Raw genomic sequence first — 15,727 nt, forward strand, 5'->3', positions numbered from 1 at the left:
CGAATTAGCCTCCCTTGACCCGCGACTGGACCAGGTTGGCGAAGGGCAGCCGCGCGTACTCATCCTCGAATGCGGCGTGGTACGCGGCTTCGGCCGCGTTGAGCTGCTCAACGGGCAGCTCCTTCCACGCGACGATCAGCGAGCCGGCCGCGGCGAGCTGCCAGATCAGCCGGCCGTCCCAGTGGCCAGGCGGCTTGCCTTTGCCGAAGTCGACGAATTCCTGGATCTGCCGGCGCAGCCCACGGTTGCCCTTGCTCCCAGGTCCGGCCTTGCCCACATAGAGGACGTCGGCGCCGTCGACCCATTCGGCGGCCAGCGCCTCCGCTTTAAGGGTGGGATCCTTCTTCTTGAAGATGCCGGCCGTGCTCTTGGCCAAAAACTGCGGCCGGAAGCCTTCGGGCTGCAGTACCGCGAAGATCCCGGGCTTCTGCGGGATCCGGTTGATGTCGAGGTCCCCGAGCGGGCGGAACCCGGTGAACCCGTCCTGTTTGAGTGACTGTCTATTGATCGGCATGGGTTCCTTGAGTCGGGGCGCTGGGAGTTCCTTCAAAGCTTACGGATCCGCAGGTTCCGTGGCCCGTTCGCTGGCTTCGGCCGCGGCCTGAACCCTGCCGAATTGGCCAGCTGGCCGGCTACCGCCCGAACCACGATTCGGCCAGGGAAACGTCGGCCTCCACCGTGTAGTTGCCGGCCGAGTGCCCCAGCGCCAGGCGGTAGCTCCCGCCGGGGATGTGCCACTGCCCGCGGCCGGTGTTGTACGACGCCAGCAGCCGCGGATCAACATTGAGCGAGAGCGTCCGTGATTCGCCGGATTCGAGGTCCACGCGCTCGAAGCCGAGCAGCCGCAGCCGGGTCCCCGCCGGCTCCTCGAGCAGGTAGAGCTGGGCGACATCGGCCCCGCGGCGCGGCCCCGCGTTGGTGACTGTGAACTCGGCACGCACCCCGCCCCGGTCCTGGACTGTCAGGTTCGTATGCTCGAACCGGGTGTAGCTAAGCCCGTGGCCGAACGGGAACAGGGGCTCCTGCCCGGTCTTTGCGAACCAGCGGTAGCCGACGTCGGATCCCTCGTTGTAATTGACCGTTGTCGGGGTCCCCCACGGCGTACCGAGGCCCGGCAGCTTCGGCCGCGGCGTCTGCTCCAGGCCGGTGGGGAAGGTCAGCGGTAGTCTCCCGGACGGGTTGGTGACGCCGGCGAGGATTTCGGCGATCGCCTGCCCGCCGCACTGGCCGGGGTACCAGGCCTCCAGGACAGCCCTGACCTTCGGGAGCCACGGCATCGCCACGGGGTTTCCGGTCTCAAGGACGACGACGGCATTCGGGTTGGCGTCCGCGACGGCGCCGATCACGGCGTCCTGGCCCCAGGGCAGGGACAGGTCTGCGTTGTCGTACCCCTCGCCCTCCACGCGGATGCCGAAAACGACCGCGACGTCGGACCGGCGCGCCAGCAGCGCCGCCTCGGCCGGGCTCATCCCGGGGTCGTATTCAATCACGGCGTCGGGCAGCAGTCTCTGCAGCTCCGCCAGGGGCGAGGAGGGCAGCAGGAAGAGATTGCGCCCGGCGCCCATGATGCCCGGCCCGCCGATGGAATGAACCTCGGCGTAGCCGCCGGGCGGCACTACGGCGCTCGAGCCGGCGCCGATCGGGACGCCGAGCTGGGCATGTCCTCCGATGACCGCGATCTTGAGAGGCGCGGCGTCACGTGACTGCGTCTCCAGCGGCAGCACGCCGTCGTTCTTGAGCAGGACTATCCCCTGCCGCACCGTTTCCAGGGCGATGTCCGCATGGGCGCCCAGGTCGACGTCGGGCGTTCCCTCCCAGCGGTCGACGCCAATGTCGAAAATGGCGTAGAGGATCCGCTGCACCATCCCGGACAGGCGTTCCTTGGGGAAGTCACCCGCCGCGTAGGCCGCGCGCAGCGGGGCCGTGAAGGCCTCGTGGCCCCACATCATGACGTCGATCTGCACGCCGGATTCCTGGTCCTGGCCCTGCAGCGCGAAGTCCCAGCTCGGCGTCGCGCCCCAGTCGGACATGACCCAGCCGGGGAAACCCCAGGCGCCTTTCAGGATGCCCTGAAGCAGCGCCTCGTTGCCGCCCGCGTAGGTTCCATTGACTTTGTTATAGCCGGTCATGACCGATCCGGGCTGGGCGCGTTCGATGGCGATCTCGAACGCAAGCAGGTCGGATTCCCGGTGCGCGGCCGGGTCGATCACGGCGTCCAGCCAGTGCCGGTTGGTTTCGTTGCAGTTCAGGGAAAAGTGCTTGACCGTGGAGATGACCTGCTCGGCCTGGATTCCCTTGACCGATTCCGCGCCGAGGACTCCGGTGAGCCAGGGGTCCTCGGAGAGGTACTCGAAGTTCCGGCCGTTGCGCGGGTCGCGGTGCAGGTTGAGTCCGCCGGCGAGCTGGACGTTGAGACCTTTGCTCCGGGCCTCCCGGCCCACCAGCTGCCCGGATTTGCGGGCGAGTTCGGGGTTGAAGCTGGCCCCCAGCGCGATCGACGCCGGGAGCGCCGTGGCCGTGTCACCCTCGCGGTAGCCCGGGTTGGTGACGCCCAGGCTCGCGTCGCTCATCAGCAGGGCGGGGATGCCCAGCCGCGGGATCCCGGGAGTGTAGCCGGCGCTCATCGGGACGCCGTCCGGAATGCGCGCGTCCTTTTCAGTGAGCACCTCGTTGGTGCCCATGACGCTGATCAGGAGGGAGAACCGCTCCTCATCCGTCAGCTGCGCCTCGACCTCCCGGGCCCGTTCCATCGCTTCTGAATTCACGCGTTGCCTGCTTTCGGGTCATCCCGGCGCTGGCGCCGCGGCGGAGTGGGGACCTTGCGGATCGCTTCCATCATGCCCGTGGCGGGAGGGCGGAACCAGAGGTTGGCGGAATTCAGCGTGGCAACGGGCTTCCGCCCCGTTCACTTCGGACCAGGGCGGGACTCTCCAGGCGATGACGAGCGACTGCGGCTCCGCCAACTGCCAGGTAGTGGGCGCCAATGGATTGGGGGCCGGATCGGGCCGGTCGCGCCTTTAAATGCGAGGCCTGCAGGTACCTTCGCGATCTCGCTATGAGATGGCTCGGACATTTTCATGTCCTGAACGACCCGGCTAAACCAGATGGTTACCTGCAGGCGCTTTAAGCGTACGCCCGGCCCTCCGACCGTGGCTAGGGGTCGAACGCCTCTGGTCGCGACCCGGGCATAAAACACCCCGGCGCCCAAAAGCGTAGAGTGGAACAAGACGCCTGATTCTGGACGCCGAGCGCTGAGGGAGAAATCGTGACGATTGACTGGGACGAGAAGAAGACCCTGCTGCAGGAACCGAACATCGCCGCCGTAACGCAGCTTTGCGACGAACTCATGGAAAAGAAGCCGGGGTCGGTCGTCCCCTACATCGATCCCGTCCATGACGAGGACGAGTGCCGGATTGTCAGCCTCCACATCGCCCCGGGCAAGGGCACCGAATCGGGGTTCGTGTCCCACTTCAACGATGACGAGGCGGCCCGTCGCGCCACCTCCATCTACGAGGCCGTCGAGCTCGACCCCCGCTACGTCATGCCGTGGAATGCCTACCCCTGGGTCCGCGACCCGGATCTCCCCTCCGCGCTGAACGTCCAGGAGAAGACGGACGGCCTGCGGCCGTTCCGCCAGTTCCTCAAGATCAACAAGCGCGTCTCCGCCGTCATCGCCCACGGCGCCGACGCCTTCGCCTTCCTGACGCTCTTCGAGAAGACCTACCACTCCTCCCTGAAGAACCGCGGGGTCAAGATCTACAAGGCCACCGCCCTGGGCGGCCGCGCTTTCGCAGTCTCGGCAACCAAGCAGGAGGAACTCCTGAGCAAGAACGTCGAGGTCTACAAGGACGCCATGCAGCGGGCCGGCATCCAGCACCTCTGATCCGGCGGGCCCGGACAGGCGCGACGGCGGTTCCGCCGGCGCTGCCGGTCCGGGACGCCGCTAGGGTCCAACGGCCCTGCCCAAGCCCTGCAGTCCTTGGTGAGCTTGAGGCGAGCCCGGACAGCCGCGTCCTTCATGAGGCTCGCTGCCGGTAAAGGACTCAGCTATGGGACGGTTGGACGGCAAAGTGGCCCTGGTCAGCGGCGGCGCCCGGGGAATCGGCGCGGCCATCGCAAAACGCTTCCTTGATGAGGGGGCGAGGGTCGTCGTCGGCGACGTTCTAGACGAGGACGGCCACCAGCTGCTGACGCAGCTCGGGGACGGCATCCGCTACGTCCACTTGGACGTGACGAAACCGTCGGACTGGAACTCGGCAGTGAGCGAGGCCGTGACCGCCTTCGGCAGCCTCAGCATCCTGGTCAACAATGCCGGCATCGTGACCTTCGGCCGGATCGACGAGTACGCGCACGAGCAGTGGGCCCGGATCATCGACGTGAACCTCACCGGGGTCTTCAACGGGATCAAGGCTGCGGCGCCGGTCATGGCACGGACAGCGTCCTCCTCCATCATCAACGTTTCCTCGATTGCCGGCCTCCGGGGCTACCAGAACGTCTCCGGATACACAGCATCGAAGTTCGGCGTCCGCGGCCTGACCAAGAGTGCCGCCCTGGATCTAGGCGGCTCCGGCATCCGGGTCAATTCAGTCCATCCCGGCGTCATCGAGACGCCTATGACCGCAGGAATGACGTTCGACACCGGACATGTCCCCCTGCACCGGGTCGGACAACCCGTCGAGGTCGCGGACCTGGCGGTGTATCTGGCCGGCGATGAGTCTTCTTTTGTCACAGGCGCCGAGTTTGTGATCGACGGCGGCGAGATGGCCGGCACCGTCGCACCGCCCTCCGACTGACCGGAAAGATCAAGCCCATGTCCCAGAGCCCCGGATCAAAGCTCGCAATTGTCGGCGCCGGCAGCGTCGGCACCTCCCTCGCCTACGCCGCCCTGATCCGCGGCTCGGCCAGCAACGTCGCCCTCTTCGACGTCAATGTCACCAAGGCTGAGGCCGAGGTGCTGGACCTGGCCCACGGCACCCAGTTCGCGGCCGCTGCGGCAACCGTCACCGGTGGCGGGGACATCTCCGTGACGGAAGGGGCCGACGTCGTCGTCATCACCGCCGGGGCCAAGCAGGCGCCGGGGCAAACGCGGCTGGACCTGGCCGGCACCAACGTCCGCATCCTCGAACAGCTCATGCCGCAGCTGCTCGTGCACGCCCCGGATGCCGTGTTCGTGCTGGTGACCAACCCCTGTGACGTACTGACCGTCGCGGCGCAAAAAATTTCCGGACTGCCGTCCTCGCGGATCTTCTCCTCGGGCACGGTGCTCGACACGTCACGGCTGCGCTGGCTGCTGGCGCGGAAGGCCGGTGTCTCCCTCACCAGCGTGCATGCCAGCATGGTGGGCGAGCACGGCGACACCGAGTTCCCCATCTGGTCCGGCGCGACGATCGGACCGGTCCCGATCCGCACCTGGAAGGTGGACGGGGAACACGTCTTCACCTCCGATTACCTCGCCGAAACCGCGCGGGAAGTGACGCAGGCCGCCTACAAGGTGATCGCCGGGAAGGGCGCCACGAACTACGCGATCGGGCTGTCCGGCGCCCGCATCGTGGAGGCCCTGCTGCGCGCGGAAAACGCCGTCCTGCCGGTGTCCACCGTGTTGGACGGCCAGTATGGAATCACCGGCGTGGCGCTGTCCCTGCCCAGCATCGTGGGGCACGGCGGGGTCCGGCAGGTCCTGGAGACGCCCATGGACGACGGCGAACTCGCCTCCCTGCACCACTCGGCGGAGACGCTGCAGCAGAGTCTCGCCGCGCTGGGGATTTAGGCCCTCTGTGGCGGCTCGTCCATCGCGAAGAGGGGCACGACCGTCACCGAACCGACGTGCGTCAGGGCCCTCCGGACCCCGAGTTCCAGGTTGGATGACACCGAGGCCAGCTCAACCAGGTGCGCGTCCGTCGCAATCGGCACGGTGATCTCGACCTGCAGCCGGTGGCCGGACCAGCGCAGCCGTGCGGTTCCGCCGGCCCGGGAATGTTCTGCAATGAGGGCTTCAACCCGCCCCGTAAGCTTAGGGTCGACGCCGTCCATCAGCCGCCGTCCGACGTCGCGCACGGTGCCCCACAGGAGCACGACGATGGCGGCGGAGATCAGCAGGCCAACGATCGGGTCCGCGAGCGGAAAGCCGAGCCAGACGCCGATGACGCCCGCGACGACCGCCAGCGAAGTGAAGCCGTCCGTCCGGGCATGAATACCGTCGGCCACCAACGCCGCGGAACCGATCCGTCGGCCGACGCGGATCCGGTAGATCGCGACGAGTTCGTTGCCGGCGAAGCCCACCAGCCCGGCGGCGAGCACCCACCCGAGGTTGTGCACGGGCTGCGGCTCGAAGAAGCGGCGGATCGATTCGACGGCGGCCACCACCGCGGAGAGCGCGATCATCGCCACGATGAACAGCCCGGCGAGGTCCTCGGCCCGGCCGAAACCGAAGGTGTAGGTCCGGGTGGCCTTGCGGCGGCCCAGCAGGAACGCGATCCAGAGCGGGACAGCGGTCAGCGCGTCAGAGAAGTTGTGCACAGTGTCGGCCAGCAGCGCCACCGAGCCGCTGATCAGCACAATCACGAGCTGGAAAAGCGAGGTGGCGCCGAGCCCGATCAGGGAGACCTTGACGGCACGGATTCCCTGGGAGCTGGATTCGAGCGCCTCGTCGATGGAGTCCGCGGCGTCGTGCGAGTGCGGGACGAAGACCGACTGCAGCCAGCCCTTCAGGCCGGTGGCGTGGGTGTGTCCGTGCGGTCCATGATCGTGGTCATGCGGGTGGTCCTGATCGTGGGTGTGTCCGTGCGGTCCATGACCGGGGTCATGCGGGTGATCGTGCTCGTCTTCGTGAACGTGGCCGGCGTTATGGATCTTTTCCTGGCCGTCGCCGTGGCTGTGCTCATCCACGGCGTCCGAAGGGCGGCTCATGCGCCGTGACCCGGGGCCGTGCCGAGCGCGTGCTCGGCCTGGTGGATTGCATCCATCACCAGTTGGCGGGCATGGTCGTTCTGCAGCCGGTAGAAGACTTTCGTGCCTTCCTGCCGCGTGGCGACCATCCCGCCGAGCCGCATTTTGGCCAGGTGCTGCGAGACTGCCGACGCCGGCTTCCCCACGCGCTCCGCCAGCGCGTTGACCGGCAGCTCACCCTCCCCCAGGACCAGGATCAGCCGGACACGCGTGGCGTCGGCCAGCATGGAGAACACTTCGACAGCAAGCTCCACATGGGGGCTGTCGACCTCAACCCGCATATCTGCATTCATATGCAGATACTTTCACAGTTGTCCCCGCCAGCCAATTGTTTCGGCACCGCACCCCGGAACACAATGCCCGGGGCAGACGTTGAAGACAGGTAGCCTGAAAGCTTCGTGAAGCTGCCCAACTGCGGAAGGAGGACGGCGATGTCCGCTGCTGGCGCGGCCAATCCCATCACCCTGCTCCGTCGTGCCGCGCTGCTGGCCGGCCTGCACCGGGAAGCCCGCTCTGCACATCGGCTGCACACCCTCGCCGGCCGGGGCTTCCCTGAGCGCGCCGCAGCCGGGAACCACGCCGCTGGCCGGGCTCTCCCGGACGGCAGCCCTGACCGACCTGCAGCCGGACCACGCCTATTCCCCCGGGACACCAACGCCCCGCGACCTGTCCGTCAGCCGCACGTAGGAATGGGCATGTGCCGCGACGACGGCTCTCCTCCTGCCCCGCAGCGCACGGCCACCCATCCCGGAGGCCTGCGCAACCCAGACCACCGGCTCCGCCATCGGATCCACGAAGGACACGATCTCCCATGAAGAAGACCCTCGCAATTTCCGCCACCGCCCTCGCCGCCGTCATTGCGCTGGCAGGCTGCTCCACCGGCTCCGTCTCCGGCGGCAGCACCGGGTCCGGGATGGACCACAGCAGCATGCCGGCGAGCTCGGCCCCGGCAGCGGCCGCGGACCACAACGGCTCGGACGCGATGTTTGCCCAGGCCATGATTCCCCACCATGCCCAGGCCGTCGAGATGAGCGACATGATCCTGAAGAAACAGGGCATCGACGCCGGCATCACCGCGCTGGCCACGAAGATCAAGGCGGCCCAGGCTCCCGAAATCGAGAAGATGACCGGCTGGCTGAAGGACTGGAACGAACCCACCCAGGCGCCCAGCGGCCACTCCATGACCGGCATGATGAGCGGCGAGGACCTCGCAAAACTCGACGCCGCCCAGGGCACGGAGGCAGCGAAGCTGTTCCTTAGCCAAATGATCGCGCACCACGAGGGCGCCGTGGAAATGGCCAACGCCGAGGTCCGCTCCGGGAGCAACCCCGAAGCCATCCAGCTGGCCAAGGACATCGCGGCCTCGCAGACGGGCGAGATCCAGGAAATGAAGGACCTGCTCGCGGGGCTCTAACCCGGCCGTTGACGCGGAGGTGAGACTTCGCGCCCATGCCCGGACGGCAAAGTCATATGGGCGCGAAGTCTCACCTCTAGGGGTGCTGCCGTCCGCGGGGCCGCCGTAACGCAACGTCCCCGCAACCTCTCACGGAGTCCGTTCGCATATGCTCAGCAGACAGATTCACACTGGCTCAGCGACGAACCACCCGGGAGAAACCTCATGACCAACTGGCGAATCAGGGATTTCCACTCCGCCGACCTTGACGGCATCCTGCACCTCTGGGAGACACTCAAGGCCACCAACGTCGAGCCGGTCTACGCGCTCTCCGAGGTGCTGGCCTCCTGCGAAAAGGACCACGCCGTCGTCGCAGTGCAGGGCGATCAGGTGGTGGGCGCCGCCATCGGCCGCGCCGCCCACGACCAGGGCTGGATCGTCTTCCTGGCCACTCTCCCCGAGTTCCGCGGCCGCGGGATCGGCACCTCGCTGCTGGCCGCCGTCGAGAACCGGATGGCGCCGCACGGGCTGAACAAGCTCTCCGCCCTCATGCCGGAATCCGAGACCCGGGTGGAAGCGTTCCTGGGCCGCGGCTTTGTGCTGAAGAAGAACCTGCGCTATTTCGAGCGGAAGATCCCGGTACAGCGCCAGGAACTCGAACCCCTCAGCCAGCTCGGCGGCCGGATCCTGGCCCGCGACCTCTGGGAAAACGTCGCCGGCATGCGGAACGAGAAGGAACTGCTGGAACGCCGCCTGGTGCTTCCGCTGGCCGAGGCTGACCTCGCCGACGAATACGGTGTGGTGCCGCCGCGCGCCGTCGTCCTCTTCGGCCCTCCCGGCACCGGCAAGACCACTTTCGCGAAGGCCATCGCTTCCCGCCTCGAGTGGCCCTTCGTGGAGGTTTTCCCTTCCCGTCTGGCCTCCGACCCCAAGGGCCTCGCGGGTGCACTGCGTGAGACCTTCCTGGAAATCGCCGAGTTGGAACACGCTGTCGTTTTCATCGACGAGGTGGAGGAAATTGCGTCCCAGCGCTCCGGCGAGCCGCCGTCGCCCCTGCAGGGCGTCACCAACGAACTCCTCAAGATCATCCCGGCCTTCCGCGAACAGCCCGGCCGGCTGCTGGTCTGCGCCACCAACTTCATCCGTGCCCTGGACACCGCGTTCCTGCGTCACGGCCGCTTCGACTACGTCATCCCGATCGGGCTGCCCGACCGCCAGGCCCGCGAGGCCATGTGGCAGCGCTTCATTCCCGCCACTGTCTGGGACGACGTGGACGTGGAGCTGCTGGTGGACCGGACCGAAGGCTTCTCCCCCGCCGACATCGAATATGCGGCCCGGAGCGCGTCCCAGCGTGCGCTGGAGAAGGCGGTGTACGACGACGGCGGGCTGGCTTCGAGCGCCACCGCCTCCATCCGCGAGGCGGTCCGGAAGGGTCCCGCGACGCAGGACTACCTCGACGCGATCGCGGACACCCGGACCACGGTCAGCGACGAGGTCCATCAGCAGTTCCTTGAGGACATCGACGCCCTGGGCCGGGTGTAGCCAACGCGGGGTCAGATGCCGCCCATGTCGGGCCCCGGGATGGGCCGGAAGTGACCCCGCGTTGCTTCGGGTGCTAAGCCAGAGAGGAAAGCGTGATCCTGTTCCTGACGGTGGTGAGCGGCCTGGCCTGGACCGCGGTCTACGTCGAGGCCATCCGGATCGGGTTCAGGGACAGAAGCTACGCGATCCCGGCCGCGGCGCTCGGACTCAACTTCGCCTGGGAGACCCTCTATGCGGCCCGCTCCGTTGCGACGGGAATATCCGCCCAAGGGGTCTTCAACATCGCCTGGGGACTCGCCGACGTCGTGATTGTCTATACCTTCCTCAGGTTCGGCCGCTCCGAGCTGCCGGCCTGGGTGACGCGCAGGCACTTCATCGGCTGGGCGATCCTGCTGGGCAGCACGTCCTTCGCAGTTCAGCTGCTGTTCATCGTCGAGTTCGGTTGGGACGATGCTGCGCGCTACGCGGCGTTCCTGCAGAACCTGCTGATGTCCGGGCTGTTCATCGCCCTCGTCGTTGCCCGCCGGGGTTCCCGCGGACAGAGCCTGCTGATCGCGGTGGCGAAGTGGATCGGGACGCTGGCACCCACCGTTGTGTTCGGCTGGTACGGCAACTCGCCACTGATCCTGGGCGTCGGGATCCTCTGCAGCATCTTCGATCTCGCGTACATCGGCCTTCTGTGGCGGGCCGCTGCAGCCGGCGCAGGCTCAGTCCCGGTGCGGCTCGGGCTCTGAGGACCCCGACGGCGTCGCCACCGGCTCCGCCGGTGACGGATTCCCCTCCGACGGGCTCCCCTCCGCGGCGTCGTCATAGGAGAGGTTCTCGTAGTCGGTGTCGTCCGCCTCGTCGAGCAGATCGTCGAGCTCCTCCAGCAGCCACGGGTTGATCCGTGCCAGGATCTTGCGGGTCTCCTCCACCGGAACCGCGGCGTAGAGCACCGGGCGGGCCTCGTTGTAGCGGGTGACCGGCGGCTTGTCCGGCCACTTTTCCGCCAGCGCCTTGACGCGCTCCGGCAGGGAGTTGTGCGCGTTGTCCGCGATCTTCACCAGGGTGGCGTCATGGTCCTCGGCAATGTAGCGGATGCCGGCCTGGTAGTCGTCCGGATTCTCATGCAGGCGCTTGGTGACGCGCTCGATGATGTCCACGGCACGCTCGGAGACGCCCATCTCCAGCAGCGCCTGCCGGGTCATCGGGGTGTCCTCGGCGATGTCGTGGAGGTAGCCGGCGATCCGGATGTCGTCGTCGAAGTCGGCCAGGGCATCCCCGACGGCGATCACGTGCTCGCGGTAGGGACGCTTGAGCTTGTCCTTCTGGCGGTTGTGGGCCACTTCGGCGAGGATTTTCGCCGTCTCGACAGTAAAACTCGGCTGCGGGCTGCGCGCTTCCATGAACTCAGGTTCTGACATGCATCCAGCCTACGCGTCGCGCCCGGCCATCCCCGGCCAGGTCCAGGGCTCCCGCGGCAGCGCGGCGGGCTGGAACGCGGCCAGCGCGTGTTCCAGCGGCCCGGCCGGCAAACCGAGGGAGGCCAGCAGCGCGTCCCGCACCTTGTCCACGGGGACTCCGGCGGCCGCTAGATCCGCGAGCGTGACGGCGCCGTCGCGCTTGGCCAGCCGGGCGCCGTCGGCGTTCAGCACGAGCGGAACGTGTGCATATTCCGGGACAGGCATATTCAGTAGCGAGGCGAGATAGACCTGCCGGGGCGTTGACGGCAGCAGGTCGTCACCGCGCACCACCTGATCGACGCCCTGGGCGGCGTCGTCCACAACGACGGCCAGATTGTAGGCGGTCACGCCGTCGTTGCGGCGGAGCACAAAGTCATCCACCACGCCCGTATAGATGCCATGCAGGACGTCCCGGACCTCCGCTTCGGCGACGGCGGCCCGGAGCCGGATCGCCGCGGGCCGGACGGCACGCTTCGCCTCACGCTCCGCCGCGGACAGGTTCCGGCACGTGCCCGGATAGGCTCCCTGCGGGGCGTGCGGCGCCGACGGCGCCTCGTGGATTTCCCGGCGGGTGCAGAAGCACTCGTAGGTCAGACCTGCCGAAGTCAGGCGGTCGATCGCTGCAGTATAAAGGTGCCCGCGGTCGGTCTGGCGGATGACACCGCCGTCCCACGTGATGCCGATCGCGGCCAGGTCCCGGAGCTGCTCCGCCTCGGCGCCGGACCGGGCGCGGTCCAGGTCCTCGACGCGCATCAGGAACCGCCTGCCGGTGGACCGGGCGAAGAGCCAGGCGAGGATGGCGGTGCGGAGGTTGCCCACATGCAGTTCGCCGGAGGGGCTGGGAGCGAAGCGGCCGGCAGAGGTCATGCCACCAGCCTAAGCGCCGCCAACAGCAGAGCCCGAACACACAAGAGCCCCTCAGCTACCGATGACTTCGGGAAAACCGACGTCGGTGGCTCAGGGGCTCTTGCCGTGCCGGGCCCGGGGCGTTGCTCCAGGCCATGGCACTGCGATTGCGGAGATTTGTGCGGAATGACGATGGGTGTGAACAAGAGTCACTCAGCGGGCGGGTTCCTTGCGGGAAACCTCATCCAAGGTCCGGGTGGTGTGCCGGGGTGCCTGTAGCCTGTGGGATCCGGCGGTGGCCTCGGTCCCTTTGTTGTCACTATTTCAACAGAAGTCCTACAGTTGGTGCAACGGCCTTGCCGCCGACTGGTCAGACTGTCCAACGCATGCCGCAGATACGTACAGGATGTGGTCATTTTGCAGGAACTCGACGCGACGGACCGGCGAATCCTCCTCGCTCTCGACGGGGATCCCCGGCTGCCGATCATGGTGCTGGCCCAAAAGCTGGGCCTGGCCCGCGGCACCGTGCAGTCGCGTCTGGAGCGGATGACGGCGTCGGGCGCGCTCCGGCCCAACAGCAGCCGTGTGCTGCCCTCGGCGCTGGGCCGGGGTGTGGCGGCGTCGGTGAGCGCGGAGCTGGATCAGAGCCACCTGAACGAGGCGATCGCTGCGCTGCGGAACATCCCCGAGGTACTCGAATGCCATGCCCCGGCCGGCGAGACGGACCTGCTGATCCGGGTGGTGGCGAAAAGCCCGGACGATCTGTACCGCGTCTCGGAGGAAATCCGGCTCTGCCCGGGAATCGTCCGGACCTCCACGAGCATGTTCCTGCGCGAAGTCATCCCCTACCGGACCACGGGGCTGCTCGGCACCTGAGTTGTCCGGCGGCCCGGATTACACCGGTGGCCCGATATTGGTTTTCAGGTTCTTCATCACCAGCGTCGAGGTCAACCGTTCGACGCCGGGCAGCGAAGTCAGCTCGCTGTCGTAGAAACGCTGGTAGGCGGGCAGATCCTCGGCGATGACTTTCAGCAGGTAGTCAGGGGAACCGAACAGCCGCTGCGCCTCGACGATGTTCGGGTTGTCAGCCACGCGGTTCTCGAAGATCTCCATCGTTGCCCGGTCCACCTGGCGAAGCGTGACGAACACGATCGCCTCGAACCCGAGACCGACGGCGGCCGGATCGATGTCCGCCCGGTAGCCGCGGATGACGCCGGATGCCTCCAGGTCGCGGAGCCGCCGGTGGCAGGGTGCCACGGTCAATCCCACCTTCGCGGCGAGGGCAGTCGCCGTCATGCGGCCGTCCTCTTTGAGGTAGCGCAAAATACTTCTGTCCAAGTGGTCAATCACGCAATAATCTTACTCCCGTGCGGCATTTCTCCGCGAAAAGAGGGAACACTTCTGCCGGGAAGTTTCCTAGACTTTTCCTGTACCCACGACTCAGGAGACCGCCATGAATCCGCAGCTTTTCCTCGCCTTTCTGGTGGTCGCCGGCGCCCTTGCCTGCACTCCGGGGGTGGACTGGGCCTACTCCATCACCGCGGGCCTGAAGCAGCGCAGCTTCGTGCCCGCCGTCGCGGGACTCTGTGGCGGTTATGTGCTGCACACTGTGCTCCTGGTCGCGGGGCTGGCGGCCCTACTCACCGGAATTCCGGGCGTGCTGGGGTGGCTGACGGTCGCCGGCGCGGCCTACCTGCTCTGGCTCGGTCTCGCGACCATCCGGTCCTGGCGCGGAGCGAGTTTTGGCGGCGCAGAGGTGCGGGCCCCGGCGAACCAGTTCCGGACCTTCCTGCAGGGCATGGGCACCAGCGGCATCAACCCGAAGGGCCTGCTGTTCTACGTGGCCCTGGTGCCGCAGTTTGTCAGCCCGGAGGCGCCGCTGCCGGTGCCGGTGCAGTCCGGGCTGCTTGGCCTGACGTTTGTTCTGCTGGTTGCCGTGGTCTACAGCTGCGTTGCCTTGCTGGCACGCAGGCTGCTGCACTCCCGGCCCGGGGCGGCGCGGCGGGTGACACTCGCCAGCGGCATCATCATGGTCGCGCTGGGCGCCGTACTGCTGTCCGAGCAGATCGTCCCGCTCCTGGGCCAGGCCCTCGCGCGCAGCTGAGCACGCGGCGGGGCCGCCTGGCCAAAACCGGCCGGTCACCTGCGAGGCATGTACCACTCGGTGAATTCCGTGGCGCGGCCGTCCCCCGTGAGCTGGATGACCCACAGGTTGTCGTAGCTGCGGCTGTCGCCGCGGTAGTCGGTGCGGCCCTGCACGAAGGCCCTCCCGCCGTCGACCCCCAGAAGTTTCCACTCGAACGTCCAGTCCCCCGGCTCATCATGTGCGGCGATCCAGCGCTCGACGATCTGCTCGCGCCCGGTCCAGGGTTCGGGATCGTCCGGGCGGGTGGAGTACACGGCGTCTTCGGTGAAGAGGGCCCTGATATCTTCCGGCTCGTTCGACGTCCAGGCCGTGATGTAGTGCTGCATCCAGCGCGCTGCGGCATCTCTCATCCCTCGTTTGTACTCCCTGTTTCCGCGAGCCCGCAAGGGTTGCGGAACCCGACCGCAGTAGTTCAGTCGTCGTCGGCCCGGCCGTATTCGCGGTCCCAGAGCTCATGCATTTCCGCGTCCTTGCGGATGGCCCTGACCGTGTCCAGTTCGGCGGGCTGGCGGTGCTGCCACTCCAGCCGGTTCAGCGCTTTCCGCCCGTTGTCCAGCAGCAGGAGCGCCCGGTCAGTCAGGGCATCGCTGCGGAGCGTGAAGTCGGTCCCGCGCCGGCGCAGGACCTCCTGCAGGGCGGTGCGCGCGGCCGTATTGGCCCCGAGTTTCCGCAGCGAGCGTGCCCGCACCAGGAGCAGCGCGGCCGAGAGGTCGTCCCCGTTGAGCAGACCGTCAGTGTCGGCGACCACATTCTCGTGCCGCCCCAGCGCGGCGGCCATCGAGCAGCGTGCCAGGGCCATGGGCAGCGACGGCGGCAGGCCGGTCAGCGCCGCGAGGGCGGCCTCCCCCTGGCCGGCCTCGCGCAGCGAGTGGGACAGCGCCAGGAACACCCCCTCTTCGCTGAAGAGGACCGGAACCTCGACCCGCTCGGCGACGGACACCCGGGTGACGACACGGGTCAGGTAAGCGGAGGCATAGAGGTTTGCGTCGTCGTCGTTCCTGATCAACATTCCGCGCTGGAGAAGTTCGGAGGCGCGCAGGTAGCCGCCGCGGGTATAGCTCAGCAAACCGGCCATCAGGTAGCACAGCCCGGCCCACCCGGGGTAGCTGTGTGCCAGGCCTATCAGCCGGTTTGGGTCGGAGCTGCCGAAGATTGCGGCGTGCACGGCCTTCGCCGCCTTGCCCGGCGGCCGGCCGCCCACTTTACCGAGCCGGGGAGCGCCGCCCTCCACGGGCAGGGTGCCGCGGATCCGCCCTGCCAGGACTCCTCCCACCACTCCGCCCACGCCGTCGGCGAGGCCGCGGACAGGGGTCCGGATGACCGGAGTGCGGAACGGCGTCAGGTCGCGGAGGTCCCGGTACACCACGGGGCGGGGTGCGGATTCTGCTGGTCCGGCGCTCATGCGTCCAT

The 15,727-nt window shown here is 67.6% G+C and carries 18 protein-coding genes; 9 read left to right on the forward strand and 9 right to left on the reverse strand.

The window, feature by feature from the left end:
- Positions 1-4: 4 nt before the first annotated feature.
- Positions 5-514, reverse strand: coding sequence for a hypothetical protein (locus tag ASPU41_RS04865; protein ID WP_069949967.1), 510 nt, complete (start codon positions 512-514; stop codon positions 5-7).
- A gap of 118 nt (positions 515-632) precedes the next feature.
- A complete protein-coding gene (locus tag ASPU41_RS04870) occupies positions 633-2,765 on the reverse strand; it encodes a beta-glucosidase family protein (protein ID WP_197515762.1) in 2,133 nt (710 codons plus the stop codon).
- 500 nt (positions 2,766-3,265) lie between these two features.
- Between ASPU41_RS04870 and ASPU41_RS04875 the strand changes: the two genes are divergently transcribed.
- The 3 genes from ASPU41_RS04875 to ASPU41_RS04885 all read left to right on the forward strand — a co-directional run bounded on the left by ASPU41_RS04875 (position 3,266) and on the right by ASPU41_RS04885 (position 5,767).
- Positions 3,266-3,883, forward strand: coding sequence for a uracil-DNA glycosylase (locus ASPU41_RS04875; protein WP_069949969.1), 618 nt, complete (start codon positions 3,266-3,268; stop codon positions 3,881-3,883).
- A 166-nt stretch (positions 3,884-4,049) separates the two neighbouring features.
- Positions 4,050-4,793: a glucose 1-dehydrogenase gene (locus tag ASPU41_RS04880; RefSeq protein ID WP_069949970.1), complete on the forward strand. Its 744-nt coding sequence runs from the start codon at positions 4,050-4,052 to the stop codon at positions 4,791-4,793.
- Positions 4,794-4,810: 17 nt separating this feature from the next.
- Positions 4,811-5,767: an L-lactate dehydrogenase gene (locus ASPU41_RS04885; RefSeq protein WP_069949971.1), complete on the forward strand. Its 957-nt coding sequence runs from the start codon at positions 4,811-4,813 to the stop codon at positions 5,765-5,767.
- Here the strand turns inward: ASPU41_RS04885 and ASPU41_RS04890 are convergent.
- Positions 5,764-6,906, reverse strand: coding sequence for a cation diffusion facilitator family transporter (locus ASPU41_RS04890; protein ID WP_083266366.1), 1,143 nt, complete (start codon positions 6,904-6,906; stop codon positions 5,764-5,766). The genes ASPU41_RS04885 and ASPU41_RS04890 overlap by 4 nt on opposite strands.
- Positions 6,903-7,238 carry an ArsR/SmtB family transcription factor gene (locus ASPU41_RS04895; protein ID WP_069949972.1) on the reverse strand — a complete coding sequence of 112 codons (336 nt, stop codon included), beginning with the start codon at positions 7,236-7,238 and terminating at the stop codon, positions 6,903-6,905. Before ASPU41_RS04895 ends, ASPU41_RS04890 begins: the two co-directional genes overlap by 4 nt.
- 138 nt (positions 7,239-7,376) lie before the next feature.
- Between ASPU41_RS04895 and ASPU41_RS22525 the strand changes: the two genes are divergently transcribed.
- From ASPU41_RS22525 to ASPU41_RS04915, 4 genes are all read left to right on the forward strand, one after another.
- Complete coding sequence (locus ASPU41_RS22525) at positions 7,377-7,760, forward strand: hypothetical protein (RefSeq protein ID WP_157356936.1); 384 nt, start codon at positions 7,377-7,379, stop codon at positions 7,758-7,760.
- Positions 7,757-8,359: a DUF305 domain-containing protein gene (locus ASPU41_RS04905; protein WP_069949974.1), complete on the forward strand. Its 603-nt coding sequence runs from the start codon at positions 7,757-7,759 to the stop codon at positions 8,357-8,359. Before ASPU41_RS22525 ends, ASPU41_RS04905 begins: the two co-directional genes overlap by 4 nt.
- 204 nt (positions 8,360-8,563) lie before the next feature.
- The gene (locus ASPU41_RS04910; RefSeq protein WP_069949975.1) at positions 8,564-9,880 is read left to right on the forward strand and encodes an ATP-binding protein; all 1,317 of its coding nucleotides are present in this window, start codon (positions 8,564-8,566) and stop codon (positions 9,878-9,880) included.
- A 92-nt stretch (positions 9,881-9,972) separates the two neighbouring features.
- Positions 9,973-10,614, forward strand: a complete 642-nt coding sequence (locus ASPU41_RS04915) for a transmembrane-type terpene cyclase (protein WP_069949976.1) — start codon at positions 9,973-9,975, stop codon at positions 10,612-10,614.
- On the opposite strand, the gene ASPU41_RS04920 is transcribed toward ASPU41_RS04915, so the two are convergent.
- Together ASPU41_RS04920 and gluQRS are read right to left on the reverse strand one after the other, a co-directional pair.
- A complete protein-coding gene (locus ASPU41_RS04920) occupies positions 10,588-11,286 on the reverse strand; it encodes an HD domain-containing protein (RefSeq protein ID WP_069949977.1) in 699 nt (232 codons plus the stop codon). The genes ASPU41_RS04915 and ASPU41_RS04920 overlap by 27 nt on opposite strands.
- Positions 11,287-11,295: 9 nt before the next feature.
- Entirely contained in the window at positions 11,296-12,192 is an 897-nt protein-coding gene (gene gluQRS, locus ASPU41_RS04925; protein WP_069949978.1) for a tRNA glutamyl-Q(34) synthetase GluQRS, read from the reverse strand.
- Positions 12,193-12,588: 396 nt separating this feature from the next.
- Here gluQRS and ASPU41_RS04930 point away from each other — a divergent pair, with 396 nt between their 5' ends.
- Positions 12,589-13,047 (forward strand): Lrp/AsnC family transcriptional regulator, encoded by a 459-nt coding sequence (locus ASPU41_RS04930; RefSeq protein WP_197515824.1) that lies wholly within the window; start codon positions 12,589-12,591, stop codon positions 13,045-13,047.
- 18 nt (positions 13,048-13,065) lie between these two features.
- On the opposite strand, the gene ASPU41_RS04935 is transcribed toward ASPU41_RS04930, so the two are convergent.
- Positions 13,066-13,521, reverse strand: coding sequence for an Lrp/AsnC family transcriptional regulator (locus tag ASPU41_RS04935; protein WP_083266367.1), 456 nt, complete (start codon positions 13,519-13,521; stop codon positions 13,066-13,068).
- A 103-nt stretch (positions 13,522-13,624) separates the two neighbouring features.
- On the opposite strand from ASPU41_RS04935, the gene ASPU41_RS04940 reads away from it, so the two are divergent.
- Positions 13,625-14,275, forward strand: a complete 651-nt coding sequence (locus ASPU41_RS04940; protein WP_069949980.1) for a LysE family translocator — start codon at positions 13,625-13,627, stop codon at positions 14,273-14,275.
- Between the two features lie 35 nt (positions 14,276-14,310).
- Here ASPU41_RS04940 and ASPU41_RS04945 read toward each other — a convergent pair whose 3' ends face one another.
- On the reverse strand, positions 14,311-14,667 hold the full coding sequence (locus ASPU41_RS04945; RefSeq protein WP_069949981.1) for a nuclear transport factor 2 family protein: 357 nt from the start codon (positions 14,665-14,667) through the stop codon (positions 14,311-14,313).
- A 62-nt stretch (positions 14,668-14,729) separates the two neighbouring features.
- Positions 14,730-15,719 carry a hypothetical protein gene (locus ASPU41_RS04950; protein ID WP_069949982.1) on the reverse strand — a complete coding sequence of 330 codons (990 nt, stop codon included), beginning with the start codon at positions 15,717-15,719 and terminating at the stop codon, positions 14,730-14,732.
- Positions 15,720-15,727 lie beyond the last annotated feature (8 nt).

This window comes from Arthrobacter sp. U41 (assembly GCF_001750145.1).
Taxonomy (GTDB): Bacteria; Actinomycetota; Actinomycetes; order Actinomycetales; family Micrococcaceae; genus Arthrobacter.

Coding starts and splice junctions, on each gene's coding strand:
- ASPU41_RS04865 (WP_069949967.1), bottom strand. CDS start 514: ATGCCGATCAATAGACAGTCACTCAAACAGGACGGGTTCACCGGGTTC.
- ASPU41_RS04880 (WP_069949970.1), top strand. CDS start 4,050: ATGGGACGGTTGGACGGCAAAGTGGCCCTGGTCAGCGGCGGCGCCCGG.
- ASPU41_RS04885 (WP_069949971.1), top strand. CDS start 4,811: ATGTCCCAGAGCCCCGGATCAAAGCTCGCAATTGTCGGCGCCGGCAGC.
- ASPU41_RS04890 (WP_083266366.1), bottom strand. CDS start 6,906: ATGAGCCGCCCTTCGGACGCCGTGGATGAGCACAGCCACGGCGACGGC.
- ASPU41_RS04895 (WP_069949972.1), bottom strand. CDS start 7,238: ATGAATGCAGATATGCGGGTTGAGGTCGACAGCCCCCATGTGGAGCTT.
- ASPU41_RS22525 (WP_157356936.1), top strand. CDS start 7,377: ATGTCCGCTGCTGGCGCGGCCAATCCCATCACCCTGCTCCGTCGTGCC.
- ASPU41_RS04905 (WP_069949974.1), top strand. CDS start 7,757: ATGAAGAAGACCCTCGCAATTTCCGCCACCGCCCTCGCCGCCGTCATT.
- ASPU41_RS04910 (WP_069949975.1), top strand. CDS start 8,564: ATGACCAACTGGCGAATCAGGGATTTCCACTCCGCCGACCTTGACGGC.
- ASPU41_RS04920 (WP_069949977.1), bottom strand. CDS start 11,286: ATGTCAGAACCTGAGTTCATGGAAGCGCGCAGCCCGCAGCCGAGTTTT.
- gluQRS (WP_069949978.1), bottom strand. CDS start 12,192: ATGACCTCTGCCGGCCGCTTCGCTCCCAGCCCCTCCGGCGAACTGCAT.
- ASPU41_RS04940 (WP_069949980.1), top strand. CDS start 13,625: ATGAATCCGCAGCTTTTCCTCGCCTTTCTGGTGGTCGCCGGCGCCCTT.
- ASPU41_RS04945 (WP_069949981.1), bottom strand. CDS start 14,667: ATGAGAGATGCCGCAGCGCGCTGGATGCAGCACTACATCACGGCCTGG.
- ASPU41_RS04950 (WP_069949982.1), bottom strand. CDS start 15,719: ATGAGCGCCGGACCAGCAGAATCCGCACCCCGCCCCGTGGTGTACCGG.